Source organism: Vibrio sp. RC586, assembly GCF_000176715.1.
Classification (GTDB): domain Bacteria; phylum Pseudomonadota; class Gammaproteobacteria; order Enterobacterales; family Vibrionaceae; genus Vibrio.
The window spans coordinates 866,842-893,498 of sequence record NZ_ADBD01000013.1; the positions used below are offsets into that span (position 1 = coordinate 866,842).

Genomic DNA, 26,657 nt, shown 5'->3' on the forward strand with positions numbered 1-26,657 from the left:
ATCAATCAACATTCAGGATGACATATGCAAAGATCGGGGAGATTCAAAAATAAAAAAGCCCGCTGACGAGCGGGCAAAGAGGTTGTCAGAGAGGCCTTGAGCCTCTCTTGTTGTAATACCAATTAAGCTTGGCTAGCTTTTACACGCGCATGCAGCTCTTGCACTGAAGTGACCGATGCTTTGGCATCTGCTGTGTGTGCCATACAAGTAGCAAACGCAGCATTCAGTGTCGTGGTGTAGTTCACTTTGTGTGACAGAGCACCACGACGCAGCACTTTTGAGTCTTCAATCGCTTGACGACCAGAAGCCGTGTTCACAATGTAGGTGTACTCGTGGTTCTTGATACGGTCCAGAATATGTGGACGACCCTCATGCACTTTGTTGACCAGTCGTGGGTTGATGCCCGCTTCGCCCAGAATCACCGCTGTACCATGAGTGGCATCCAACTGGTAACCCAGTTTCACTAGCTTAGAAGCCAGATCCACCACACGTTGTTTGTCACCTTCACGAACCGAAAGCAGCGCACGGCCACCTTCAGGGTAAACAGAGCCACTACCCAATTCTGCTTTGGCGTACGCTTCAGCAAACGTCGCACCAACACCCATCACTTCACCAGTTGAGCGCATTTCAGGGCCAAGCAGTGGGTCAACACCTGGGAACTTGTTGAACGGCAGAACCACTTCTTTTACTGAGTAGTAAGGAGGAATGATCTCTTTGGTGAAGCCTTGTTGCTCAAGAGTTTGTCCAACCATTACGCGCGCCGCGATTTTCGCCAGCGGTGCACCGGTTGCTTTGGAGACAAACGGCACAGTACGCGCAGCACGTGGGTTAACTTCAATCAGGTAAACTTCGTTGTCTTTGACCGCAAACTGAATGTTCATCAAACCACGAACACCCAATTCAAATGCCAGCTTCTCAACTTGCTCACGCATCTTGTCTTGGATCTCTTGGCTCAAGGTGTAAGCCGGCAGAGAACAGGCTGAGTCACCAGAGTGAACACCCGCTTGTTCGATGTGCTCCATGATGCCGCCAATCACGACGCGCTCACCGTCACAGATCGCATCCACGTCCACTTCGGTGGCATCATCAAGGAAGCGATCCAGCAGAACTGGTGATTCATTCGATACGCTCACCGCTTCGTTGAAGTAACGACGCAGATCTTGCTCATCGTACACAATCTCCATCGCACGACCACCCAGAACATAAGAGGGGCGAACCACAAGTGGGAAACCGATTTCACGCGACTTCTCAATCGCTTGCTCGATTGCCGTCACGGTCGCGTTGTCTGGCTGTTTGAGGCCTAAACGCTGTACCGCTTGTTGGAAACGTTCACGGTCTTCAGCACGGTCAATCGCATCTGGGCTGGTACCAATCACAGGTACACCCGCCGCTTCCAGCGCGCGCGCCAGTTTCAGTGGTGTTTGACCGCCGTACTGCACGATCACGCCTTTTGGCTTCTCAACACGTACGATAGCCAGCACGTCTTCCAGAGTTACAGGCTCAAAGTAGAGGCGATCTGAGGTGTCGTAATCGGTTGATACGGTTTCTGGGTTACAGTTAACCATGATGGTTTCGTAACCATCTTCACGCAGGGCAAGCGCGGCGTGTACACAGCAGTAGTCAAACTCGATACCTTGACCGATACGGTTTGGACCACCGCCCAGCACCATGATCTTGTCTTTGTCAGTCGGACTGGCTTCACACTCTTCATCATAAGTGGAGTACATGTAAGCCGTATCTGACTTAAATTCTGCCGCGCAGGTATCCACACGCTTATACACTGGGTGGATGTTGTATTGGTCACGCAGGCGACGGATTTCGTTTTCGCTGACGCCCAGCAGTTTGGACAGACGCGCATCAGAGAAGCCTTTGCGCTTCATCTTACGCAGTACGTCTTGGTTCAGGCCCGCAAAACCACCGGCTTTCACTTCCGCTTCCAGCTTCACCAGTTCTTCGATTTGCACTAGGAACCAGCGATCAATGTTGGTCAGGTTAAATACCCCATCCACTGACATACCAGCACGGAAGGCATCCGCGATGTACCAAATACGCTCTGCGCCTGCTTCTTTCAGCTCATAACGAATTTTGGTCAGTGCGTCAGGCGCGTCTAGATCCACTTTCTCATCCAGACCAGCAGCACCTACTTCCAAGCCACGCAATGCTTTTTGCAGTGATTCTTGTTGGTTACGGCCAATCGCCATCACCTCACCCACTGACTTCATTTGTGTAGTCAGACGGTCATTGGCACCGGCGAATTTTTCGAAGTTGAAACGAGGAATCTTAGTCACTACGTAGTCGATGGTGGGTTCGAACGATGCTGGCGTTGCGCCGCCCGTGATGTCGTTCATTAACTCATCCAGTGTGAAGCCCACCGCTAGCTTGGCCGCCACTTTCGCAATTGGGAAACCAGTGGCTTTTGAAGCCAGAGCAGAAGAGCGAGAAACACGCGGGTTCATCTCGATGATCACCATGCGACCATCTTTCGGGTTGATACCAAACTGAACGTTTGAGCCACCAGTTTCTACGCCGATTTCACGCAGTACCGCCAAAGAGGCGTTACGCATGATTTGATATTCTTTGTCAGTCAGTGTTTGTGCTGGTGCAACCGTGATGGAGTCACCGGTGTGGATGCCCATTGGGTCAAAGTTTTCAATCGCACAGACGATGATGCAGTTGTCGTTCTTATCACGCACCACTTCCATCTCGTACTCTTTCCAACCAATCAGCGATTCGTCGATCAGCAGTTCATTGGTCGGTGAAAGATCCAGACCGCGAGTACAGATTTCTTCAAACTCTTCACGGTTGTAAGCAATACCGCCGCCACTGCCACCCATAGTGAAAGAAGGACGGATGATACATGGGAAACCCACCATATCGAGGACTTTGTACGCTTCTTCCATGCTTTTCGCAGTATCAGCGCGAGGACACTCCAGACCGATTGATTTCATCGCTTTATCAAAGCGTGAGCGGTCTTCAGCTTTATCAATCGCGTCGGCGGTTGCGCCGATCATTTCCACGCCAAACTCAGCCAATACGCCATGTTTTTCCAGTGCCAGCGCACAGTTCAGCGCAGTCTGGCCGCCCATGGTGGGCAAAATCGCATCTGGGCGCTCTTTTTCAATGATTTTACGCACGACTTCCCAGTGGATTGGCTCGATATAAGTCGCATCAGCCATTTCTGGGTCTGTCATGATGGTGGCAGGGTTTGAGTTAACCAGAATAACGCGGTAACCCTCTTCTCGCAGGGCTTTACACGCTTGCGCGCCTGAGTAGTCAAACTCACAAGCCTGACCGATAACAATTGGACCCGCACCAAGGATAAGGATGCTTTGAATGTCAGTACGTTTTGGCATTATCTACTACTCCAAATTAAGCGCGGAATTGTTTAATCAGTTCAATAAAGTGGTCAAACAGCGGTGCTGCATCGTGTGGACCTGGGCTTGCTTCTGGGTGGCCTTGGAAGCTGAATGCAGGCTTGTCGGTACGATGAATCCCTTGCAGTGAACCATCAAACAGCGATTTGTGGGTTGCACGCAGGTTGTCAGGCAGAGTCGCTTCATCGGCTGCAAAACCGTGGTTTTGTGAGGTGATCATCACCACACCGCGATCCAAATCTTTCACTGGATGGTTTGCACCATGGTGACCGAACTTCATTTTTACTGTTTTCGCGCCGGAGGCGAGTGCCAGAATTTGGTGACCTAGACAGATCCCAAAAACAGGAATGTTTTTCTCAAGGAAAACGCGTGTGGCTTCAATCGCATAAGTACATGGCTCTGGGTCGCCTGGGCCATTGGATAGAAACACACCGTCTGGATTAAGGGCGAGCACGTCTTCGGCTGAGGTTTGCGCCGGTACCACAGTTAAGCGGCAACCACGATCCACCAACATGCGTAGGATGTTGCGCTTCGCACCAAAATCGTAAGCCACAACATGGTAAGGCAGTTCGCTGTCCGCTTTCGCTTCAGGTAGGCCGCCTTCTAGCGTCCATGAGCCTTGTTTCCACGCATACGCTTCTTTGGTGGAAACCACTTTCGCGAGATCCATGCCTTTCAGGCCAGGAAACTCTTTCGCTTTCGCCAGTGCTAGTGCCTCATCCAATTTATCGCCAGCCATGATACAACCGTTTTGTGCGCCTTTCTCACGCAGGAGGCGTGTCAGCTTACGGGTATCAATATCAGCAATGCCGACTATGTTTTGCGATTTGAGGTAATCAGAGAGGGATTGTTCACTGCGGAAGTTAGAAGCGATAAGAGGGAGATCACGAATCACAAGGCCTTGAGCATGAATCGCAGTGGATTCTTCGTCTTCGGAGTTGGTTCCGGTATTGCCAATGTGAGGATAAGTAAGAGTAACGATTTGCTGGGAATAAGAAGGATCAGTGAGGATTTCTTGGTACCCCGTCATCGAGGTATTGAAAACAACTTCACCGACGGAAATACCATCTGCCCCGATGGACACTCCGCGGAACACTGTCCCATCTTCTAGGACTAACAGTGCTGATTTACTCAAGACAACCTCCAGAATAAAAATGCATAAAAAATAAATTATTTTGCAAATTCGTCTTCCTATTAGCCACTAAATCATGCATTAGGATGCTATAGACAAATTGGCGATATTCTAGGGATGTGATCGAAGACTGTCAACACAAGTCTGAAAATTTAATTTATCTTTACGAGACTCTGATGAATTTATTCATCAAAACCATCAAAAAAACATCTTTACTCAGTCATTCTTGTCTATTCACCCCCCACTCAGTGAGAAAGAACATTTTAAAAATGGAAATAGGTGGCAAAAAAACAACCATACATAAAGCAATCGTTAATAGGCCAAGTTTTTAGTTACAAACGGAGCAAAAACCAAAAAACAAGCACAAAACAACCAAAATAACAACAAAACAAGCTTGAATTTAGCAAAGAATGGATGAGAAGATTTTTAATCAACTTTTAAGGATAAAAAAAAACGCCAGCAGTTCGCTGGCGCATAATTATGTATTTAGAGGTCATTCAATCCGAGCACATCGGTCATGGTGTAGAAACCGGCGGGTTGCTGCGCGAGCCAAATGGCAGCTTTGACCGCACCATTGGCAAACGTCATTCGGTCAGTGGCTTTGTGGGTAATCTCCACTCGCTCACCAATATCGGCAAACATGGCGGTATGCTCACCGATGATGTCTCCCGCACGAATTGTGGCAAAACCAATTTCATTGCGTGAACGCTCGCCAGTGATCCCTTCTCGCGCGTACACCGCTACATCACTCAGTTGATTGCCCATCGCATGAGCGATTGCCTCACCCATACCAATTGCCGTACCAGAAGGCGCATCGACTTTATGGCGATGATGAGCTTCAATGATTTCGATATCACAGTAGTCACCCATCACTTTGGCGGCTTTTTCCAGCAGTTTAAACACCAAGTTGACACCAACGCTGTAGTTGGGTGCCATGACAATCGGGATCTTCTTTGCTGCTTGTTCAATAGTTTGGCGCTGAGCATCGGTAAAGCCCGTTGTGCCAATCACCAGTTTTTTACCATGCAGCTCACACAAGGCTAAGTTAGCCAAGGTGCTGGCGGGCGCAGTGAAATCAATAATCACATCAAACTGTTCAACGGCTTGCTCTAGGTTATCGACTAAAACAATACCTTGTTTACCGATACCACACAGCTCACCAATATCAACGCCCACTAATGAGGATTCTGGACGCTCAGAGCCCGCGCCCAATTCGGAAAGCGGATTCTGGTGTGTTGCTTTTACCAGATTGCGTCCCATACGTCCTGCGGCACCCGCAATCGCAATTCTAACCATCTTGCTGTCTCCATTCTCCACTGCCTTAAGGCAGTTCCAATTTGTAGACTTAAACTACCAACTATCTTCCACTCTGGCTAGCCTGACAACTTTACCGAGCACGGAAAAATCCACTTAACCAAACTGAGCAATGACTTGATGCAGTACCGGTTCATTCGCCTCAGGAAAACGGTAATTAGCCAAATCGGCAATTTTCACCCAACCACCTTGCTGACCTTCACGGCCATGAGGTTGATTTTCAAAAGCAGTAACCAACATAAAATCAAAGCTCAACGATTTATCTGTGTAGTCATAATCAAAGTGTTGGAATGGTTGTTGTTCCGTCACTGTTATACCAATCTCTTCGTCAAGCTCGCGAATCATGGCTTGCTCTCGGCTTTCCCCAGCTTCCACCTTACCACCGGGGAACTCCCAAAAACCGCCTTTATGCAGATGGTCTGGACGCTTGGTGATGAAAATTTCGCTCTGATCTGAATTGAAGATGATCCCTGCAACAATATGGATGCGTTTCAAGGGGCGACTCCTGTATTTCTGGCTGACGTGAATTTCAGTTCTATACCCTTCCTACTCGAAGCCGCAGCGATGTTGGCTGCAACTTCAAGTTGTTTGGGTATAAAAAGAGTCGCCTTAGCGACTCTTTTATTTGATAAGGTGAAACTGGCTTAGTTAATTTGCCCGTGACACTGTTTGTATTTTTTACCGCTACCGCATGGACAAGGTTCGTTACGCCCCACTTTACGCTCATCACGCACCATAGGTTGGTTCGACTCCTCTTGCTCAGCTTCATCAACACTTGCGTGTTGTGCGTGCGCATGACGCGCCGCTTCTTCAGCTTGAGCACGGCGCTGAGCTTCCATTCGTTCAACTTCTTCTTGCTGCTGAACACGAACTTTTGACAACACGGTGATCACATCGGATTTCAATGTTTCAAGCAGTTCCTCAAACAGTTCAAACGATTCACGCTTGTACTCTTGTTTAGGGTTCTTCTGCGCATAGCCACGTAGATGGATACCTTGGCGCAAGTGATCCATCGCCGCCAAATGCTCTTTCCAAAGAGTATCAAGCGTTTGTAGCATCACAGATTTTTCAAAGTTACGCATCACCGCAGGACTAACCGCTTGCTCTTTGGCTTTGTAAACCTCAACTGCTTGTTCGATGATGCGCTCACGTAGCGCTTCTTCATACAGCTTGTTGTCAGCATCTAACCAAGATTGGATCGGCAGTGGCAGATCGAAATCGTTCTTCAAGCGTTCTTCCAATCCTTTGATATCCCACATATCTTCCAGAGATTGTGGCGGAATGTACTCATCCATCACCGCATTGAGCACATCTTCGCGGTTTTGCGCGATCATGTCGCTGATGTCGTCTGCGCTCATCAGCTCGTCACGCAATTCGTAAACCACTTTACGCTGATCGTTCGCCACGTCATCGTATTCTAGCAACTGTTTACGGATATCGAAGTTACGACCTTCTACTTTGCGTTGTGCTTTTTCAATCGAGCGAGAGAGCATTTTTGATTCAATCGCTTCGCCTTCGTCCATACCACTTTGGATCAAAGCCGCCATACGGTCGGAAGTGAAAATACGCAGTAACGTATCTTCCATTGAGAGGTAGAAACGTGAAGAACCTGCATCCCCTTGACGACCAGAACGACCACGTAACTGGTTATCGATACGGCGAGATTCGTGACGCTCAGTACCAATGATGTGTAGGCCGCCAGCTTGCAACACTTGATCGTGTACTTGCTTCCATTCAGCTTTAATCTCATTGATCTGGTCTTGGGTTGGGTTTTCTAACTTCTCAACTTTGGCTTGCCAGCTACCACCCAGCACGATGTCCGTACCACGACCCGCCATGTTGGTTGCGATAGTCACAGCACCTGGCTTACCCGCTTCGGCAACAATTTCCGCTTCTTTTTCGTGGAACTTCGCGTTCAGAACATTGTGTTTAATGCCCGCTTTTTTCAGCGCATTTGACAGTAATTCCGATTTTTCAATCGAAACCGTACCGACCAGTACCGGTTGGCCTTTTTCAACACGAAGTTTGATATCTTCAATGATCGCGGCAAACTTTTCTGCTTCAGAACGATACACCACATCTGGCATATCATTACGCACCATAGGTTTATTGGTTGGGATAACGACCGTTTCTAAACCATAGATTTGTTGGAACTCGAACGCTTCGGTATCGGCTGTACCTGTCATACCTGATAGTTTTTCATACAAACGGAAGAAGTTTTGGAAAGTAATCGATGCCAGTGTTTGGTTTTCGTTCTGGATCTTCACCCCTTCTTTCGCTTCTACCGCTTGGTGCAGACCATCGGACCAACGACGCCCCGGCATGGTACGCCCAGTGTGTTCATCAACGATCACCACTTCATTATCCGGTGTCACGATGTAATCGACGTTCTTTTCAAACAGCACATGGGCACGCAGCGCCGCATTAACATGGTGCAATAAGCTAATATTCGCAGGAGAGTAAAGGGTATCCCCCTCTTGCATCATGCCATTTTTCACTAGCAGTTCTTCAACAAACTCTTGACCCGTTTCGGTCAGATGTACTTGCTTAGATTTTTCATCAACCGTGAAGTGACCATCACCGCGGTATTCTTCAGAGTCTTCTTGGTCTTGCTTTTGCAGTTGTGGGATCAGTTTGTTGATACGAATGTAGAGATCAGAACTGTCTTCCGCAGGACCAGAAATAATCAGCGGAGTACGAGCTTCATCAATTAAAATTGAGTCCACCTCATCGACAACTGCGAAGAAGCGGGCGCGTTGCACCCGATCTTCAGGGCGGAATGCCATGTTATCGCGCAAATAGTCAAAACCAAATTCGTTATTGGTTCCGTACAAAATATCCGCTTGATAGGCTTCTTTTTTAGCAGGTTGCGGCATGTTTGGAACGTTGACACCCACCGTCATGCCTAGAAATTCGAAGAGAGCTCGATTGGTTTCCGCATCACGTTTGGCCAAGTAATCGTTGACCGTAACAATATGTACACCTTTGCCAGGTAGAGCATTCAGGTAAGCTGCAAGCGTTGCAGTTAAGGTTTTACCTTCACCGGTACGCATCTCAGCAATTTGACCACCATGCAGCACCATACCGCCAATCAGCTGTACATCGAAATGGCGCATACCAAACACACGCTTAGAGGCTTCACGAACGGTCGCGAACGCTTCTGGTAGAAGTTGGTCTAGGTTTTCACCTTGTTCAATACGTTGACGAAATTCTACTGTTTTGGCTTTTAGCTCTTCATCGGAGAGAACTTCAAAGGCAGGTTCGTAGTTATTAATCTCTTTTACAATCTTGCGTAAACGGCGCAGTGTGCGGTCATTGCGACTGCCAATCACCTTTGTCAGTAGCTTAGTTATCATTTGTAGTGAATCTCTCTGTGCTAAATCGCTGTCTATCGACCTTGGAATGTCTTTAGTCTCTACCTATTTTCCACTAAGGGTACTGAGATAAGTCATCTGTGTGAGATATTGTGATGACAGCGTTTATTTTCAAGGCACGCAGTTAATTAAGTGCTGCCTAGTTTAAGGAATTTTTGTCTCAACAACCAAGGTTCTCGATGATTTGTTGAATACGAGCTTGCGGTTTTGTGCACTAAGCCCAATGTTTACAAGGTTTCTGCTGCTTTTTAAAGGAACGATGCAATCTAAGATGTACGTTTCGATGCGCTAAGAAGCGCGCTAGAATAACCGTCCCCCCAATCAAAGGAGAGTCCGATGCGAGATCATCGACCGACGGCCACTGATGACTTGATTCAGGCATCCAAACTCAAACAGATCCAAGAACATGCTAAAGCTATTTTGCAGATCAATCGCCAATTACAAGAAATCCTACCCAAAGGGTTAAAAGCACAAGTGCGCGCTGCAAATGTACGAGGGGGAAATTTGGTACTCGAAGCCGCGAGTGCAGCACTTAAAATGAAAGTGGATTATGAGCGATTACACATTCTGACTCAGTTACGGCAAAACGGATTTGGCCATTTGATCAGCATCGAGGTACGAGTCAACCCAGAGCTGTATCGGCAGACCAAACAGCCTTCTGGAGAGGCCTCGACGGCAAATCCTCGCCCACCTTTATCTGAAAATGCCGCTCATGTACTGCTCGCGGTTGCCGATCAAGCCTCAGATAAAGTGAAAAAACGCTTACAAAGCTTGGCACGTTTAGCGAAAGCCAATCAAAAAGACGAGTGAGAAGGTTGAACTTATCTAGCCCCCCACTTCAATACAATTGAATTTAAAAGAAAAAATAAAGCCAGACATCAGTCTGGCTTTATTATGCTTGTTCTTTATGAATGGCTTACGCCAGCACCATGTTCGGCTCAGCAAAAGCAACTGGTGAACCCACTTCTTCTTCGAAGGTCGCCCATTCCCATGCTTCTTGATCAGCCAACACTGCACGCAGCAGTTGGTTATTCAAACCGTGACCTGATTTATAAGCACGGAACTCACCAACAATCGCATGACCAGCCATGTACAAGTCACCAATCGCATCCAATACTTTGTGAGTCACAAATTCGTTATCGAAACGCAAGCCTTCTTCGTTCAGGATACGATAATCGTCCAAAACGATCGCACAATCAAAACTACCACCTAAGCAGAGGTTTTGAGACTGCAGATATTCAATATCACGCATGAAACCAAAAGTACGCGCACGAGAAATTTCTTTCACAAAACCTTGTGAGGAGAAATCAAACACAAGACGCTGATCATCGCCTTCAATCGCTGGGTGATTGAATTCGATTTCGAAATCCATACGGAAGCCGTTAAATGGCACAAATTCAGCCCATTTATCACCGTCTTCAATGCGTACAGGCTTCTTAATGCGGATGAAGCGTTTTGGTGCATTCAGCGTTTCAATACCTGCTTGTTGCAGTAGATAAACAAAGGGACTAGCACTACCATCCATGATCGGGATTTCAGGCGCATCCACTTCGATAATCGCGTTATCGATACCCATGCCAGCTAAAGCTGCATTCAGGTGCTCAACCGTTGAAATGCGCACGCCTTGATCATTCACCAAAGCGGTGCAAAGCATTGTGTCACGCACAGATGCCGGATCGGCAGGAAAATCAACCGGTGGGTTGACGTCAGTACGGCGATACACGATCCCCGTATTGGCTGCGGCTGGGCGAAGAGTCAGCGTAACTTTACGACCAGAGTGTAAACCCACCCCAGTTGTTTTCACTATTTCTTTAAGAGTACGTTGTCTGATCATCTAGTTGCCTCGATTTTTTTAGCCACAATGCACGGTCGGCACAACACCGACCGACATCCTACCAGAATTTTGAACACTGTCAAATTGTGCTGATATTTTAGTCAGCTTGACGTCTCAGGAAAGCTGGAATATCTAAATATCCGCTCTCTTTTTCTGGCTTTGGCGCGACACTCTGACTTGCCGAAGAGTGCGAAGGCGCTGCTGCTGGTTGAGTTTTGACTTCAACTCTTTCATGCAAAGGCTGTGCCGATTTCTCTTCAACACGAGCCACTGCAGGAGCTGAAACAGCAGCAACTTTAGCTTTACCACCTGCCACTAACGTAATATCAGGTTTTTTCTCGGTACCAATACCTGTTGCCACAACCGTTACACGGATTTCATCAGCCATATCTGGATCTAACGAAGTACCGATCACTACTGTTGCATTGTCAGAAGCGAAAGCTTTAACAGTATTGCCTACAGTTTCAAATTCATCCAGTCGCATATCCATACCAGCGGTGATGTTCACAAGAACACCACGAGCACCAGCAAGATCAATGTCTTCCAGTAGTGGGCTAGAAATCGCCATTTCAGCGGCCTCTTCCGCACGGTCCTCACCTCTTGCAACACCGCTACCCATCATGGCATGACCCATTTCCGACATCACGGTGCGTACATCCGCAAAGTCGACGTTAATCATGCCAGGGCGAGTAATCAGCTCTGCGATGCCTTGCACTGCATTTTTAAGTACGTTGTTCGCGCTCGCAAAGGCTTCCAGTAACGTGATACCACGACCTAACACTTTGAGCAGCTTTTCATTTGGTATCGTGATCAGTGAATCAACGTGCTTAGATAGCTCTTCAATCCCCTGCTCAGCAAAAGCCAAACGCTTTTTGCCTTCAAAGCTAAAAGGTTTAGTTACCACAGCAACCGTTAGAATGCCCAACTCTTTTGCCACTTCGGCAATCACTGGGGCAGCTCCGGTTCCTGTACCGCCACCCATACCTGCTGCGATAAACACCATATCGGCACCAGTAAGGAATTCTTTAATGCGTTCTTTGTCTTCTAGCGCTGCATCACGGCCAACTTGTGGGTTAGCACCTGCGCCTAGACCTTTGGTGATATTGCCACCAATTTGGATAACAGTACCAACGCTTGTTTTGCGCAGTGCCTGAGCATCAGTATTGATACTCATGAATTCCACACCTTCGATGGATTCACGCACCATGTGTTCAACAGCGTTACCGCCGCCACCACCTACTCCAACGACTTTGATTACCGCATCGTCAGACATTTCCATCATCGGTTCAAACATGTGTTATCTCCGTTTTTCCTGTCTCTCAGGTTAAAACTCTTTTTGTATCCAGTTGCGCAAGCGGCCGACCCACCCCGTCATTGAAGGACGTTTTGGTTCTTGATATTCAGTATCATCGCTGATTTGACTATCTCTTGCGTAATGAAGTAATCCCACTGCCGTAGAATGATACGGCTCTTTTACGTAGTCGGTAAGCCCACTCACTTCAAGCGGCTTACCCACCCTAACTTGATTGCGGAATACGCGCTCTGCGCATTCTACTAAACTTTCAATTTGTGCTGCGCCGCCGGTTAACACCACTCCGGCTGCCAGATGATGCTTGATACCATCTTTACGCAGGGATTCTTGTACCGAATCCACAGTCTGATTGACCAAGCCCATCAGCTCAGTGTAGCGAGGCTCGATGACTTCCGACAAGGTTTGGCGTTGCAAACTTCTCGATGGACGTCCACCAACACTGGGAACATTCACCGTGTCATCTTTGCTGACTAATTCACTCAGCGCACAGCCATATTTTACTTTGATTTCTTCCGCATCACTGACTGGCGTACCAAAAGCAAAGGCAATATCACTCGTGACGGCATTTCCAGCGTACGAAAAAACCTCAGTGTGACGCAATGCGCCACCTGTCCAGATCGCGATATCCATGGTGCCCGCACCAATATCAACCACGCAGACACCGAGCTCGCGCTCATCTTCCGTAATCACCGCGTTGCTAGCCGCTAGGCCTGAATAGACTAATTGTTCAACTTTTAGCCCACAGCGTTCAACTGCTTTAATGATGTTTCTTGCCATATCATTATGGCAAGTGATCAGGTGCACACTCACTTCCATGCGAACCCCAGATAAACCGAGTGGGTTCTTGATGCCTTCCTGATAATCTATGGTGAATTCCTGCGGAATAACATGCAGAATGCGTTGTTCTTCACCAATTTTGATTGATTTTGCTGTATGGATCGCGCGATCCATATCTTCTTGAGAGACTTCTTCATCTGAAATTGTCCCCATTCCTTTCTCAATGCGACTGGCAATGTGTCGACCTGAAATCGAAAGGAATACCTGGCTGATTTTACATTCCGCCATCATTTCGGCTTGATCAATCGCACGTTGAACCGATTTCACTACCGATTCAAGATCGTTAACGCCGCCTTTATCCATCCCGCGGGATGGGCTACTACCCGCACCAATAATATTAATTTGACCATCAGGGAGTATTTCACCCACGAGAGCGGAGACGGTGGCAGTGCCTATGTCCAGACCAACAACAATGTTGTCATCGACAGTCTTAGTCATCGTTTTTCTCTTGTGTTAACTCTTGTTCAGGGAACCAACCTACCGCAGCTCCAGTATCATACCTGAGGTCGATATAGCTGACTTGTTCAGCTTTATTACCTAATTGTTTATAAAGTAAAAAGAATCGCGATATTCGCTCTTCTAATGACTCTTTTCCCAATTCCAGACGAATACCATTGTCGAGAATTATTTGCCAAGCTCGTCGCTCATTTAATACTAATGAGGAGATATTTAAACCTAACTGAGCAAATTTCGGGTTGAAATCTCGCCACGCTTTTAATACCTGCGGCGCAGTGCCATCAGGTCCATATAATTTAACGTATTCGCCTTTTACTTGCGCAATATCACCATAAAATACCGTGCCATTTTTATCTAATAACGCATTGGCATTCCATAGCGCTTCGACCTGATATTCAGTTAAATAAACTTTAATCGTATCAGGCCACTGCTTCCTAATCGATGCATGAGATACCCATGGGATCGACTGTACACTCTCTTGTAGAACATTAATATCTTGCGACATAAATGTTCCGATATGATCCAAGCGAGCTAATACTCGTTGCACATCGAGGGAGGAAACATATTGTAAGTCACCCTGTAAAACGAGTTTCGAGAGAGGAAGACGTTGTTCGTCCCACATCCAACTGATCGTCGAATACAGCAAACCACCTATCAGCAATAGCACCACCAGAAAAAAACTCGCACCACAGGCATGTTGTTTCACTTGTGGTGAGCGGGTGATTCTACGGCCTTCTAAAAGTACCTTGTTGATCAAAGCCCGGTGTTCCTGTTAACGACTGGCAATTTGATTCCCTATTTCGTTGCGTCATAGAGGTAAAAGCAATGACTTTAACCTCCGGATTATACTGAGGTGATCCAAAGTATCAAATACCCAACATCAGAAATCTGGGCTTGATACCAAGGAATTCACCAATGAGACAACCTTTCGGTTGCTTATATCTGTTGCATGTTCGCAATATTGAGTTCAAGAGCCGCTAAATGCCTTGCTACTTTCCCGACATCACCCGCGCCTTGCGTCAATACTAAGTCACCCTCTTGCAAGATATTGGCAAGCACCGCAGGCAATGTCTGGCTATCCGGCACAAAGATCGGGTCAATTTTACCTCGGCTACGAATCGTACGACACAAGGATCGACCATCAGCACCAGCAATTGGCTTCTCTCCCGCTGAATACACATCTAGCATGATCAGCACATCGACTTGCTCAAGTACGTTGGCAAAATCGTCATACAGATCGCGAGTTCGTGTGTAACGATGCGGCTGGAAAATCATCACTAAACGTTTTTCAGCCCAGCCATTACGCGCGGCTTTGATGGTGACATCCACTTCGGTTGGATGGTGACCGTAATCATCCACCAACATAGCAACACCGTTACCAGTTTCAAACTCACCTAGATGATCAAAACGACGGCCTGTGCCTTGGGTATTGGCCATGGCACGTAAAATCGCTTCATCGCTAATGTCATCTTCGGTCGCGACTGCAATAGCCGCCGAAGCATTGAGTGCATTATGGCGCCCAGGAATATTCAATGTGATCTCTAAATTCGCTTTGCCTTTACGTACCACGGTAAATTGGCCCTGCTGACCATTCTGGCGGTAATTTTCAATACGCACATCGGCATCTTCTGAGAATCCATAAGTGATCACTTGGCGGCTAACACGCGGAATAAGCTCACGAATCACTGGATCATCAATACACAAAATCGCTTGGCCGTAAAAAGGCAGGTTATGCAGAAAGTCGATAAAGGTCTGTTTGAGGTTTTCGAAATCGCCACCGTAAGTATCCATATGATCGGCTTCGATATTGGTGACAATGGTCACCATAGGTTGCAGATGCAGGAATGAAGCATCACTCTCATCTGCTTCAGCGATCAAAATACGGCTAGAACCTAAGCGCGCATTGGTCCCAGCACTTTTAACTAGTCCACCATTCACAAATGTAGGATCGAGCCCTGCTTCAGAGTAAATCTGTGTCACCAGTGCTGTTGTAGTGGTTTTACCGTGCGTTCCGGCGACCGCGATACCGTGGCGGAAACGCATTAGCTCGGCTAGCATTTCGGCGCGGCGCACAATAGGGATACGCTTTTCACGCGCGGCTTGGATTTCTGGATTCAGTTCGTTAATGGCGGTGGATACGACCACTACACTTGCACGCTCAATATTTTGCGCTTCATGGCCAATAAAGATCGTTGCTCCTTTTTGAGCCAGACGTTCTGTCACCGCATTGGCCGCCAGATCCGAGCCTGAAATTTGATAGCCTTCATTGAGCAGCACTTCAGCAATCCCACTCATACCTGCACCACCGATACCGATAAAGTGGATCGCTTTAACACGGCGCATCTCTGGCACCATAGCGCGAATTTGTGCGAGGTCTTGGGTATGTTTAATCGTCATAATTCTGTTCTCGTTATTCCGTCATGGCGATGATCGCTTGCGCCACCACCTTGTCAGCATCAAGCTTCGCAGCTTGGCGTGCTTTCTGTGCCATCGTCAAAAGTTGTAGGCGATCCAATTCACGTACCATTTGAGTAAGTTTTTCCACACTCAACTCTGGCTGTTCAATCATTTTTGCAGCACCACATGCCACTAAATGGTCAGCATTCAGGGCTTGTTGGCGATCTTTGTGCATGAAGGGAATAAAAATCGCACCAACGCCCGCAGCAGAAATTTCAGAAACCGTCAGCGCTCCTGAACGGCAAATCAGCAAATCCGCCCAAGCGTAAGCTTCGGCTACATCATCGATAAATTCGGTAACTTGTGCGTCTACAACATCAGCTGCCGCATAAGCCTCTGCGACGTCTTGTTGGTTGTGTTTTCCTGCTTGATGGCGGATTTCATAACCCTCACCTAGCGCTGCCATTACCGCTGGCATAGTTTGATTCAAAATGCGAGCGCCTTGGCTGCCGCCCATTACCAAAATTCGGATCGCACCACTACGCAGCGCAAAACGTTGCTCTGGTGCAGTAAGTTGCACCACATCTTGGCGCACAGGGTTTCCAACTACCGGTGCATTCGCAAATGCGCCCGGAAAAGCTTGAAACACACGGCGAGCAATTTTAGCCAGCCATTGGTTAGTCAGACCAGCGACAGCGTTTTGTTCATGCAACACCACTGGAATACCCAGCAACCAAGCAGCAATCCCACCAGGGCCGCTTACATATCCCCCCATGCCTAGCACGGCATCTGGCTTATAAGCCAGTAAATGACGTCGCGCTTGTAAAATCGCGTTCACGATTTGAAAAGGCGCTTTAAGCAAACGTACAAGCCCTTGACCACGCAGCCCTTTGACCTGAATAAAGTCAATGTCTATACCGTGTTTAGGGACTAATTCGGCTTCCATACGATCGGCGGTGCCTAACCAGCGGATCTGCCAACCTTGTTGCTGTAGTTGTTTCGCAACCGCTAAGCCAGGAAACACGTGACCGCCGGTTCCACCCGCCATCACCATTAACTTTTTACTCTTATTCATCGGCTGTAATTTCTTCTGGAGTGTGACGGGCCGCAATACGGCATTCATGATCAATTCGCAGCAGAATCGATACCGCCACTGACATAATAATTAAACTGGAACCACCGTAACTGATCAGTGGCAAGGTTAAACCTTTGGTGGGCACCATACCTGCGGCAGCCCCAACGTTAACCAGAGTTTGGAAGGCAAACCAGATACCGATACCAAAAGCAAGATACCCCCCAAACTGCAGATCATGTTGAAATGCTTTTTTGCCGATAAAGATCGCTTTCAATACAAGGCTAAAAATCAGCACCAATACCAACACAACACCAACAAAGCCTAGCTCTTCCGCCAATACTGCGAAGACAAAGTCAGTGTGCGCTTCGGGTAAATATTCGAGTTTTTGAATCGAATTGCCTAACCCTTGCCCAAACCATTCACCGCGACCAAATGCCATCAAGGATTGAGTGAGCTGATAGCCACTACCAAATGGATCTTCCCATGGATCCAGAAATGAGGTCACACGGCGTACACGATAAGGTTCGGCGGCAATCAATGCGACCACTGCAAGCACCCCAGCGACCACTAGAGCCAAAAACTGGGATAGCTTAGCCCCCGCAATGAATAGCATGCCAAACAGTGTCACCAACATCACGACCACTGTCCCTAAATCTGGCTGACCAAGCAGCAACACCGCGAGCGTACCAAACACCATGATAGGTTTTAAAAAGCCACCAAAGAACGTCTGGCGAACTTCATCATGTTTACGCACCAGATAACCGGACATAAAAATGAACAGTGACAACTTGGCCACTTCTGCGGGTTGGAGGTTAAAAAGACCCAGTGGTATCCAACGTGATGCACCATTCACTGACTTCCCCGCTAGCAACACAATAATCAGTAATATGAAAGAGATACCAAGCAGTAATGAACTGTATTTCATCCAACGCTCTAAGGGCACTTGCAGAACCAAACTCGAGGTCCCTATCGCTAGCAGCAGAAAGATGGCTTGGCGGAACATAAAGTGGAAAGGTTGATCGGTCAGGCGTGAACTGATTGGAAACGAAGCTGATGTCACCATCACGAGGCCAATCAGCATCAAGCCGAATGCAATCCAGACCAATTGACGGTCAAACAGCGCCTCTGGTGAGGAAGTTCTCAACCAGTGGCTCAGTTTTGTGAAAGATCGGGATAAAAACAAGTGACTTACCTAACGCTTATGCGTATTGCCGAGCGAGTTGGGCAAAAATATCCCCACGCGCCATGAAGTTTTTAAACTGATCAAAACTCGCACAAGCAGGAGAAAGCAGCACCATATCGCCGCTTTTCAACTGTGGACGAATCGAGCGAATAATGCTCTCCATCGAATCATAGAAACGAGCAGAAGAATGTAGCGGCATAAACTTGTCCCCATCCACACCAAAACAGCACAACTGCACGGGCAATGTCGCTAAGACGGGAGCAAGTGGTGTGAAATCAGCACCTTTACCAACCCCACCGACCAGTAAATAGAGTTGCCCTTCGATTTTAAGACCTGACAGAGCCGCCAGCGTACTTGCTACGTTGGTCGCTTTAGAATCATTGACCCATTTAATACCGTGATTATCGACAACCACTTGGCAGCGGTGTGTCAAACCCGTGTAAGACTTGAGTGCATCCAAAGCTAAACGGAAGTTCACTCCGGCTGAATCCAGCAAAGCTAAGACTGTGAGTACGTTGGCCACGTTATGACGGCCGACCAAACTTAGCTCGTCACAAGCCATTACAGCTTCATCATGGGCAAAGAGATATTCGCGACCTTGATGTTGAGCAACGCTAAATTGTGCAGCGTGTTCGACACCAAACGTCACCACTTGCAGATGCGCCGCGCGGTCAGGGAAAGTTTGAGTATCATCGGCATTCACGACTGCGGTTTCGGCATGACCGAAAATGCGCAGTTTGGCCTGGCGGTAATCCTCCATCCCCTGATAACGATCCATATGATCTTCAGAAAGATTGAGAAACGCGGCCGCTTTCAGTTTTAGGCTAGAGGTAGTTTCTAATTGGAAGCTTGATAGCTCAAGTACATACAGTTCAACGTCTGGAGAAATCAAATCCAGCGCAGGCACGCCAATGTTGCCGCCTACCGCGGCCTTCACTCCTGCTGCATTGGCCAGTACGCCACTCAAATCGGTTACGGTACTTTTGCCATTCGAACCAGTGATTGCAATGACAGGCTTATCCACATGCCATGCAAACAGCTCAATATCACCGACCACGGGAATCCCTACCGCAAGCACTTGTTGAATCTCAGCAGTCGCCAACGCAATGCCCGGGTTAGTCACCACCAAATCGGCACTGAGTAACCACTCAAGATTCCAACCACCACGATACAGTGCAACGTCAGACGAAAGCTGCTCTTGCCCCGGAGGAGTTGCACGGGTATCAATGACCTGCACGGTCACTAACGGGTGATATTTTCGCAGATAATTAACGACAGAGAGCCCGGTAATCCCGAGCCCTACAACGACCACATGCTGTATGCCTTGCCAACGGTCCATTGAAATTTACATCCTTAATCCACTTAGCGTACTTTGAGTGTCGCCAAGCCAATCAAAACTAAAACAATAGAGATGATCCAAAAACGCACGATCACGCGTGGTTCTGGCCAGCCTTTTAATTCGTAGTGATGGTGAATCGGCGCCATGCGGAAGATACGTTGTCCACGCAACTTGTAAGAACCGACTTGCAGGATCACTGATAGGGTTTCCATCACAAATACCCCCCCCATGATCACCAACACAAATTCTTGACGAACCAGTACCGCAATAGTGCCTAATGCGCCACCTAACGCTAACGCGCCCACATCGCCCATAAACACTTGAGCAGGGTAAGTGTTAAACCACAAGAAGCCTAACCCCGCCCCAACAATCGCCGTACACACCACCACCAGCTCTGAGCTATGTGGAATGTAAGGAATGTGTAGATAGTTAGCAAAGTTAACATTGCCGGTTGCCCATGCAATCGCCGCAAAACCAGCAGAAACCAACACAGTCGGCATAATCGCCAGACCATCCAGACCATCGGTCAAGTTCACCGCGTTACTGGTTCCAACAATCACGAAATAGGTCAACACAATATACATCAAGCCCAGTTGTGGCATCACGTCTTTAAAGAAAGGCACTACCAGCTGCGTTGCCGCCGTATCTTGACCATGTGCATACAGAGCAAAAGCAACCACCAATGCAATCGCCGATTGCCAGAAGTATTTCCAGCGCGCAATCAAACCATCGGTATTTTTGCGCACCACTTTACGGTAATCATCGACAAAACCGACCGCACCGTAACCAAGCAGTACCGCAAGAACAGCCCAAACATAGGGGTTAGTCAGATCAGCCCACAATAGCACCGTGATGGTGATGGCAGCGAGGATCATCACCCCGCCCATGGTTGGGGTGCCGCGTTTACTAAAGTGCGATTCAGGCCCTTCATTGCGTACCACTTGGCCGATCTGCAGCATTTGCAGACGCTTAATCATGCGCGGCCCCATCCACAACGAAATCCCAAGCGCAGTCAGAATACTGACGATAGCGCGAAATGAGAGGTATTCGAATAGACGGAAAAACGAAAAATACGGCTGGAGCAGTTCAGCAAGCCAAATAATCATGCAAATTTCTCCTTGAGAGCAGCCGCAATCTTACTCATCCCTGCACTGTTGGCACCTTTCACCAACAATACTTGAGCGCGACCCTGTTGTTGTTCTATGTGCTGCTCAATAAATGTCATCATGTCCTGATGGGTAGCAAAGTGATGACCCTGGCATAGGTCGCTGATCACTTTTGCATCCTTGCCATACGTCAGGACAAACTCAAAACTGAATGGTGCAGCATGTTCACCGACTTGTTGGTGAAGTGCAAGGCTTTCGTCACCTAACTCCGCCATATTGCCCAAAATTAACCAACGTACGGCTGAAAAGCCGCCCAGCAGGTCAACTGCGGCTTTCATGGCAGGCACACTGGCGTTGTAACTATCATCAATCAGAGTGATATCTTGACGCAAATGAGTAAGGTCAACTCGACCCTTTACCTTGGCTAAATGTGCCAGACCGTGACGGATTTCCGCCAAGCTCGCGCCCATTTCCAGTGATAAAGCCGCCGCGGCTAATGCATTGGCTACGTTGTGTTGACCAATAATACCCAACTCAACGTCCACTTCACCGATTGGCGTTACCAAAGTAAAGCTAGCCACCCCGAGCGCATTTAACCGCACATCGCGTGGATAAAAGTCAGCATTGTGATCGGTAGTGGAAAATGTTTTCACGGTTTTGTCAGCCAGATCGGTTTTCCAGAGATCTCCACCATGGCTTTCAAGGTTCACAATCGCCACAGCACCTGCTCGTAAGCCTTGGTAAATCTCACCTTTGGCACGTTTTACGCCATCGATAGAGCCAAAACCTTCTAAGTGTGCGGCGGCCACATTATTGACTAACGCCACATCCGGTTTAACCAAAGCTGTGGTGTAAGCAATTTCACCAATATGATTGGCACCAAGCTCAATCACCGCATAATCATCTTCGGCTGTTGAACGCAGCAACGTCAGTGGAACGCCGATGTCATTATTGAAGTTCCCTTGGGTATAAAGCACTTGGCCTTTCTGGCTTAAAATGCTCGCTACCATCTCTTTAACAGTCGTTTTACCGCAACTGCCAGTGATCGCCACGGTAGGTGTTTGGCACTGCGCATGTACCCAAGCACCCAGTTGACCTAAGGCTTGTTTGGTATCCGCCACTACCAGTTGTGAACAGTCAGCATCGAGCTCACGCTCAACCAACAGCGCCACTGCACCGCCAATGACGGCTTGAGAAGCAAAATCGTGCGCATCAAAACGTTCACCGACCAGAGCAACAAACAGTGCTTCAGCGGGAATCTGACGACTATCTGTTGATACCACGCTGATCGCGCGATCAGCGCCGATTAAGCGAGCATTCAATACCGAACAAAGCTGTGAAAGCATTACGCGGATCATGGGTGTAACTCCAATAACTGTTGGGCGGTTTCCCGATCCGAGTAATGGATCGTTTCGTTAGCCAGCACCTGATAATCTTCATGTCCTTTGCCCGCGAGCAGGATGATGTCTTGCGCTCCTGCATTTTGGAGCGCATAACTCGCGGCTTGAAAACGGTGATGTTCGATATGAGCGCGTTCGGGATGAGTCAGTCCTACCACCATATCCGCCACAATCGCTTGCGGCGATTCACTGCGCGGATTGTCATCGGTCAGGATCACCCGATCAGCAAACTGTTCGGCAATCGCGGCCATCATCGGGCGTTTACCGCGGTCGCGATCGCCACCACAACCCACAATCGCCCACAACTGACCAGCACAATGCACACGTAACGCGCGCAGAGCTTTTTCCAGCGCATCAGGTGTGTGTGCATAATCGACCACTATTTTGGCTTTTTGCTCACGTTGGAACAGCTCCATCCGCCCTATGACAGGGCGCAATTGTGGCGCTGTGGCGAGCAATGCGCTTTTCTCAAAACCCAAGCTAAGCAAGGTGGCGAACGCGAGCAATACGTTACAGGCGTTGAACTCACCAATCAGTGGCGCGTGCAGTTCGCCTTCTCCCCACGAACTGTCAAAGTTCAGCGTGATACCGCTTTCAGCGTATTCCACTTGGCGCGCCCAGATGGCTTGCGCCGTATCCGGTTTCGTCACTAAGGAAACCCCGATCGCCTGCGGCAATTGTTTGACCCATTGCGCGCCGACCGCATCATCGACATTAATAATCGCGTTTTGGCAAGCATGCTCACTAAATAGGGAGAATTTCGCGGCGGCGTAAGCCTCCATCGTTCCGTGATAATCCAAATGGTCACGGCTCAAGTTGGAAAACACTCCAGCCACGAAATTGAGCTTTTTCACTCTCCCTTGCACTAAACCGTGTGATGAGGTTTCGAGTGCGGTGTACTGCGCGCCGCGCTCAGCTAAATCCCACAGTGTGGCTTGAATTTGTAACGCGTTACCTGTGGTGTTCGCCGCCGGCTCAAGCGCATTTAAAAAGCCATTGCCTGTCGTACCCATCACTGCTGCCTTATGGCCCAGTAATTCTAGCCACTGAGCAATCAGTTGCGTGATGGTTGTTTTACCATTGGTACCCGTTACGCCAATCAGTTGATTGTGGTGGCCGCCATAAAGACGTCCTGCCATTTCCGACAAATGCTGACCAAGCTCGCTCAAATACATCACTGGTACTGCTTCACGGTACTCAATCTGCCCGTGAGCGTGGTGAGCATCCGCTTCTGCCAACACGGCATTAGCACCTTGTGCAATGGCTTTATCAATAAATTGGCGACCATCGACCGCATGGCCTCGAATCGCAACAAAGGTATCACCGCTCTTAATCTGGCGACTATCCAGTTCTAGATGAGTAATGACCAGAGACGCCAATTTAGGGTCAGTCAACTCAAACCAAGGAGCGATCAGTTTGGAGAGCGCTGTATGCGTGTTCATGTTCCGTCTCACACTATTATTTGTTTTGGAAGCGGTTTTCATCCGGAGCAATATTGAGGATTTGTAATGCGCCTTTCATGATTTCCGAGAAAACCGGACCGGCCACTGCGCCGCCATAGTAAGAGTCGCCTTGCGGCTCATTGACCATGACCACCAGTGAAATTCTTGGGTCGCTCACCGGAGCCACCCCTGCGGTATAGGCAAAATATTCATCACTATAACCGCCAGCAATCGCTTTACGTGACGTACCTGATTTGGCCGCAATGCGATACCCCGGAACCGCCGCACGGGTTGCCGTACCGCCGGGTTGCGTGACCGTTTCCAACATTTCGAGCACTTGATTGACGTATTTAGCATCCACCACCTGGCGAGGTTCACCGAGCCGATTCCCTTCCACAACGTGAATCGGTTGATATTTGCCATGATTGCCTAGCGTGGCATAGGCATGAGCCAGTTGGATAGGAGTGATCGCAAGACCGTAGCCGAACGACAAGGTCGCAATTTCAAACTGTGACCAACGACGGCGGCTAGGGAAAATGCCTAGCGTTTCACCAATCAGATTCAAGCCTGACATTTCACCAAGCCCAACCGAGTTGTACATACCGAGCAACGCTTCCAACGGCATGTCCAACGCTAATTTAGCAACGCCCACGTTGCTCGATTTTTTCAAAATCAGCGTGAGATCGGCTTTGCCAACTTTGGAGGTATCCCGCACTCGACTACCTCCAATTTGCATGGTGCCATCACCGGTATCTATGATGGTGTTTTTATCCGCGACACCGTTTGCCAACGCGGCTAACACCACAAAAGGCTTAACCGTTGAGCCAGGCTCAAACGCATCGGTGATCACCCGATTACGCATTTTAAAACTTTGCCAGTCACTTCGATTATTCGGGTTGTAAGACGGCGCATTAACCATCGCTAGCACAGCCCCCGTTTTCACATCCAACATCACCGCAGATGCAGACGTGGCACGGTAATCCGCCATTGCCTGTTTAACAGCACGAAAAGCGATCGCTTGTAAGCGCTGGTCAATAGTGAGCTGAATGGGTTTACCTTCTTCTCGCTCTTCTAGGGCAATGTTTTCAACGACTCGACCGAACTTATCTTTACGCGTCACGCTTCTGCCTGACTCGCCAGTTAACGTAGAATCAAAACTTCGCTCTACCCCTTCGAGGCCATGACCGTCAATCCCAGTCACCCCGACTAAATGAGCACTCACCTCTCCCGCAGGATAATAACGGCGAGACTCTTCTTTTAACCCAATGCCAGAGAGCTTAAGTTCTCGGATGTATTTCGCCATCGCAGGGCTAACTTGACGCTGCAAATAAATAAAACGACGAGAACGATTATCCTCGATTTTTTTCATCATTTCTTGGCGATCTAATCCGAGCACATCCGCAAGTGCATGCCAACGATCTTTCTCGACCAATCCACCTTCTTTGTAAATGGTGACAGGATCGGCCCAGACCGCTTCAACCGGAACACTCACCGCCAAAGCCTCTCCATTGCGATCAGAAATAATACCGCGAGCAGATTGCAAAGTTTTGGCACGAATTGAGCGTAAATCACCTTCTTTAATCAGATTATCCGGCTCAATGATCTGAATATACGCCACCCGAGCCACCAAGCCACAGAAAGCGGTTAACACAAAAAACAGCAGTAGATAAAAACGCCAACGAATAAAGATTGGCGCGGGTTCAGCCGTGGTCACACGGGGAGAAACTTTGGAGGATTTAGCTGGGGCGGTTTTCTTCTTCATTTAAGATTGATCACGACTTCTTTATCTGAATCCGGACGCTTCATCTCCAGATCTTTTCTGGCTAGTTGTTGTACTCGACTGTGTTCAGCCAAAGCAGTTTCTTCCAAAATCAGGTTGCGCCACTCGTTATCGAGCCGCTCACGCTCCATAAAGGCTTGGTCTTTTTCGCTGATCGCCTGTCTGGTATGGTGAGTCATAAACACCACGCCCATCGCACAACTGAAAATCAGCACCAAAAACAACAAAGGCACCCGACCTACGGTGAGTAGATCGAGGGCAATTAATTTCGCAAGATTCGGCGGAGACTGGCGAGGCATCATAACCCTCTACAGTTTTTCAGCCACACGCAGCACTGAGCTACGTGAACGTGGGTTGAGTTCCACTTCTTGATCCGATGGCTTGAGTGCCTTACCCACGGTTTTCATCTTGGCACTACCCAGCGCACGAATTTGATCTTGGGTCAAAGGGATGCCGTGCGGCACTTGTGGGCCTTGGCTCTCTTTACGCATAAAGCGCTTCACCATGCGATCTTCCAATGAATGGAAGCTGATCACAGACAGGCGGCCTTGTGGAGCCAGAATGTCCGAAGCGCCGCGCAATGCGGTATCAATCTCTTCTAATTCACTGTTGATGTAGATCCGAAAAGCCTGAAAAGCACGGGTTGCAGGGTGCTTTTTCTCTTTAAAACTCTTCGGTGCTGCGTCGGAGATGAGTTTTGCTAACTGGCTGGTACGCGTCAAGGGCTCGTTGAGCTCGTTTTCCCGATATTCGACAATGGCTTTGGCAATTCTGCGCGCATGTTTGTCTTCACCAAACTCGCGAATCACCCAAGTGATGTCATCCAAATCCGCTTGGGCAAGCCACTCAGAAACCGGCATGCCGCTGGTTGGATCCATACGCATATCGAGTGGGCCATCTTTCATAAAACTAAAGCCGCGCTCCGCATCATCCAACTGTGGTGAAGAAACGCCGAGATCGAACAACACACCATCGACTTTACCCACTAAATCATAACGCTGTGCGTATTCCGCAATCCCAGAGAAAGGACCATGGACGATGGTAAAACGCGGATCATCAATCTTCTGCGCTTCAGCAATGGCTTGCGGATCACGATCAATGCTGTACAGACGACCTTGTGGACCTAACTGCGCAAGAATGGTACGACTGTGACCACCGCGACCAAACGTACCGTCGATGTAGATACCATCCGGCTTAATCGCCAATCCTTCAATCGATTCGTTCAGTAATACAGAGATGTGTTGGAAAGATGCAGTCATGATTTTCTCGTTGTGCTGGGCATGCCCGTCATATGGGTTAGTG

The 26,657-nt window shown here is 48.4% G+C and carries 20 protein-coding genes and 1 pseudogene; 2 read left to right on the forward strand and 19 right to left on the reverse strand.

Going from position 1 to position 26,657, the window contains the following annotated elements:
* Positions 1-122: 122 nt before the first annotated feature.
* Positions 123-3,353 (reverse strand): carbamoyl-phosphate synthase large subunit, encoded by a 3,231-nt coding sequence (carB, locus tag VOA_RS01655; RefSeq protein WP_001126445.1) that lies wholly within the window; start codon positions 3,351-3,353, stop codon positions 123-125.
* A 16-nt stretch (positions 3,354-3,369) separates the two neighbouring features.
* Positions 3,370-4,509 (reverse strand): glutamine-hydrolyzing carbamoyl-phosphate synthase small subunit, encoded by a 1,140-nt coding sequence (gene carA, locus VOA_RS01650; RefSeq protein WP_000045137.1) that lies wholly within the window; start codon positions 4,507-4,509, stop codon positions 3,370-3,372.
* Positions 4,510-4,775: 266 nt separating this feature from the next.
* Between carA and VOA_RS20455 the strand changes: the two are divergent.
* A pseudogene (locus VOA_RS20455) lies at positions 4,776-4,904 on the forward strand (1-deoxy-D-xylulose 5-phosphate reductoisomerase).
* Between the two features lie 88 nt (positions 4,905-4,992).
* Here the strand turns inward: VOA_RS20455 and dapB are convergent.
* The 3 genes from dapB to secA all read right to left on the reverse strand — a co-directional run bounded on the left by dapB (position 4,993) and on the right by secA (position 9,176).
* Positions 4,993-5,802 (reverse strand): 4-hydroxy-tetrahydrodipicolinate reductase, encoded by an 810-nt coding sequence (gene dapB / locus VOA_RS01645; protein ID WP_000251584.1) that lies wholly within the window; start codon positions 5,800-5,802, stop codon positions 4,993-4,995.
* Positions 5,803-5,916: 114 nt separating this feature from the next.
* On the reverse strand, positions 5,917-6,315 hold the full coding sequence (gene mutT, locus VOA_RS01640; RefSeq protein WP_000821176.1) for an 8-oxo-dGTP diphosphatase MutT: 399 nt from the start codon (positions 6,313-6,315) through the stop codon (positions 5,917-5,919).
* 149 nt (positions 6,316-6,464) lie between these two features.
* Positions 6,465-9,176 (reverse strand): preprotein translocase subunit SecA, encoded by a 2,712-nt coding sequence (gene secA, locus VOA_RS01635; protein ID WP_000628947.1) that lies wholly within the window; start codon positions 9,174-9,176, stop codon positions 6,465-6,467.
* A 354-nt stretch (positions 9,177-9,530) separates the two neighbouring features.
* On the opposite strand from secA, the gene VOA_RS01630 reads away from it, so the two are divergent.
* Positions 9,531-10,004, forward strand: coding sequence for a DUF721 domain-containing protein (locus VOA_RS01630; RefSeq protein WP_001204643.1), 474 nt, complete (start codon positions 9,531-9,533; stop codon positions 10,002-10,004).
* A 106-nt stretch (positions 10,005-10,110) separates the two neighbouring features.
* On the opposite strand, the gene lpxC is transcribed toward VOA_RS01630, so the two are convergent.
* From lpxC to rsmH, 14 genes are all read right to left on the reverse strand, one after another.
* Complete coding sequence (gene lpxC / locus VOA_RS01625) at positions 10,111-11,028, reverse strand: UDP-3-O-acyl-N-acetylglucosamine deacetylase (protein ID WP_000621103.1); 918 nt, start codon at positions 11,026-11,028, stop codon at positions 10,111-10,113.
* 97 nt (positions 11,029-11,125) lie between these two features.
* Positions 11,126-12,322, reverse strand: coding sequence for a cell division protein FtsZ (ftsZ, locus tag VOA_RS01620; protein ID WP_000462810.1), 1,197 nt, complete (start codon positions 12,320-12,322; stop codon positions 11,126-11,128).
* Positions 12,323-12,352: 30 nt separating this feature from the next.
* Complete coding sequence (gene ftsA / locus VOA_RS01615) at positions 12,353-13,615, reverse strand: cell division protein FtsA (RefSeq protein WP_000169468.1); 1,263 nt, start codon at positions 13,613-13,615, stop codon at positions 12,353-12,355.
* Positions 13,608-14,390: a cell division protein FtsQ/DivIB gene (locus tag VOA_RS01610; protein ID WP_000608984.1), complete on the reverse strand. Its 783-nt coding sequence runs from the start codon at positions 14,388-14,390 to the stop codon at positions 13,608-13,610. The genes ftsA and VOA_RS01610 overlap by 8 nt, the downstream gene beginning before the upstream one ends.
* Before the next feature lie 179 nt (positions 14,391-14,569).
* Positions 14,570-16,030, reverse strand: coding sequence for a UDP-N-acetylmuramate--L-alanine ligase (gene murC, locus VOA_RS0118735; protein WP_000152813.1), 1,461 nt, complete (start codon positions 16,028-16,030; stop codon positions 14,570-14,572).
* Between the two features lie 13 nt (positions 16,031-16,043).
* Positions 16,044-17,105 (reverse strand): undecaprenyldiphospho-muramoylpentapeptide beta-N-acetylglucosaminyltransferase, encoded by a 1,062-nt coding sequence (murG, locus tag VOA_RS01605; protein ID WP_001043214.1) that lies wholly within the window; start codon positions 17,103-17,105, stop codon positions 16,044-16,046.
* Positions 17,098-18,288, reverse strand: a complete 1,191-nt coding sequence (gene ftsW / locus VOA_RS01600) for a cell division protein FtsW (protein ID WP_032468387.1) — start codon at positions 18,286-18,288, stop codon at positions 17,098-17,100. Before ftsW ends, murG begins: the two co-directional genes overlap by 8 nt.
* 16 nt (positions 18,289-18,304) lie before the next feature.
* The gene (gene murD, locus VOA_RS01595; RefSeq protein ID WP_000376393.1) at positions 18,305-19,627 is read right to left on the reverse strand and encodes a UDP-N-acetylmuramoyl-L-alanine--D-glutamate ligase; all 1,323 of its coding nucleotides are present in this window, start codon (positions 19,625-19,627) and stop codon (positions 18,305-18,307) included.
* Positions 19,628-19,650: 23 nt separating this feature from the next.
* On the reverse strand, positions 19,651-20,733 hold the full coding sequence (mraY, locus tag VOA_RS01590) for a phospho-N-acetylmuramoyl-pentapeptide-transferase (protein ID WP_000587841.1): 1,083 nt from the start codon (positions 20,731-20,733) through the stop codon (positions 19,651-19,653).
* Positions 20,730-22,091, reverse strand: coding sequence for a UDP-N-acetylmuramoyl-tripeptide--D-alanyl-D-alanine ligase (locus tag VOA_RS01585; protein WP_000621812.1), 1,362 nt, complete (start codon positions 22,089-22,091; stop codon positions 20,730-20,732). Before VOA_RS01585 ends, mraY begins: the two co-directional genes overlap by 4 nt.
* On the reverse strand, positions 22,088-23,575 hold the full coding sequence (murE, locus tag VOA_RS01580) for a UDP-N-acetylmuramoyl-L-alanyl-D-glutamate--2,6-diaminopimelate ligase (protein WP_001091893.1): 1,488 nt from the start codon (positions 23,573-23,575) through the stop codon (positions 22,088-22,090). Before murE ends, VOA_RS01585 begins: the two co-directional genes overlap by 4 nt.
* Positions 23,576-23,591: 16 nt before the next feature.
* Positions 23,592-25,337, reverse strand: coding sequence for a penicillin-binding transpeptidase domain-containing protein (locus VOA_RS01575; protein ID WP_000730550.1), 1,746 nt, complete (start codon positions 25,335-25,337; stop codon positions 23,592-23,594).
* On the reverse strand, positions 25,334-25,654 hold the full coding sequence (gene ftsL, locus VOA_RS01570; RefSeq protein WP_001137973.1) for a cell division protein FtsL: 321 nt from the start codon (positions 25,652-25,654) through the stop codon (positions 25,334-25,336). The genes VOA_RS01575 and ftsL overlap by 4 nt, the downstream gene beginning before the upstream one ends.
* 9 nt (positions 25,655-25,663) lie before the next feature.
* A complete protein-coding gene (gene rsmH, locus VOA_RS01565) occupies positions 25,664-26,614 on the reverse strand; it encodes a 16S rRNA (cytosine(1402)-N(4))-methyltransferase RsmH (protein WP_000127226.1) in 951 nt (316 codons plus the stop codon).
* Positions 26,615-26,657 lie beyond the last annotated feature (43 nt).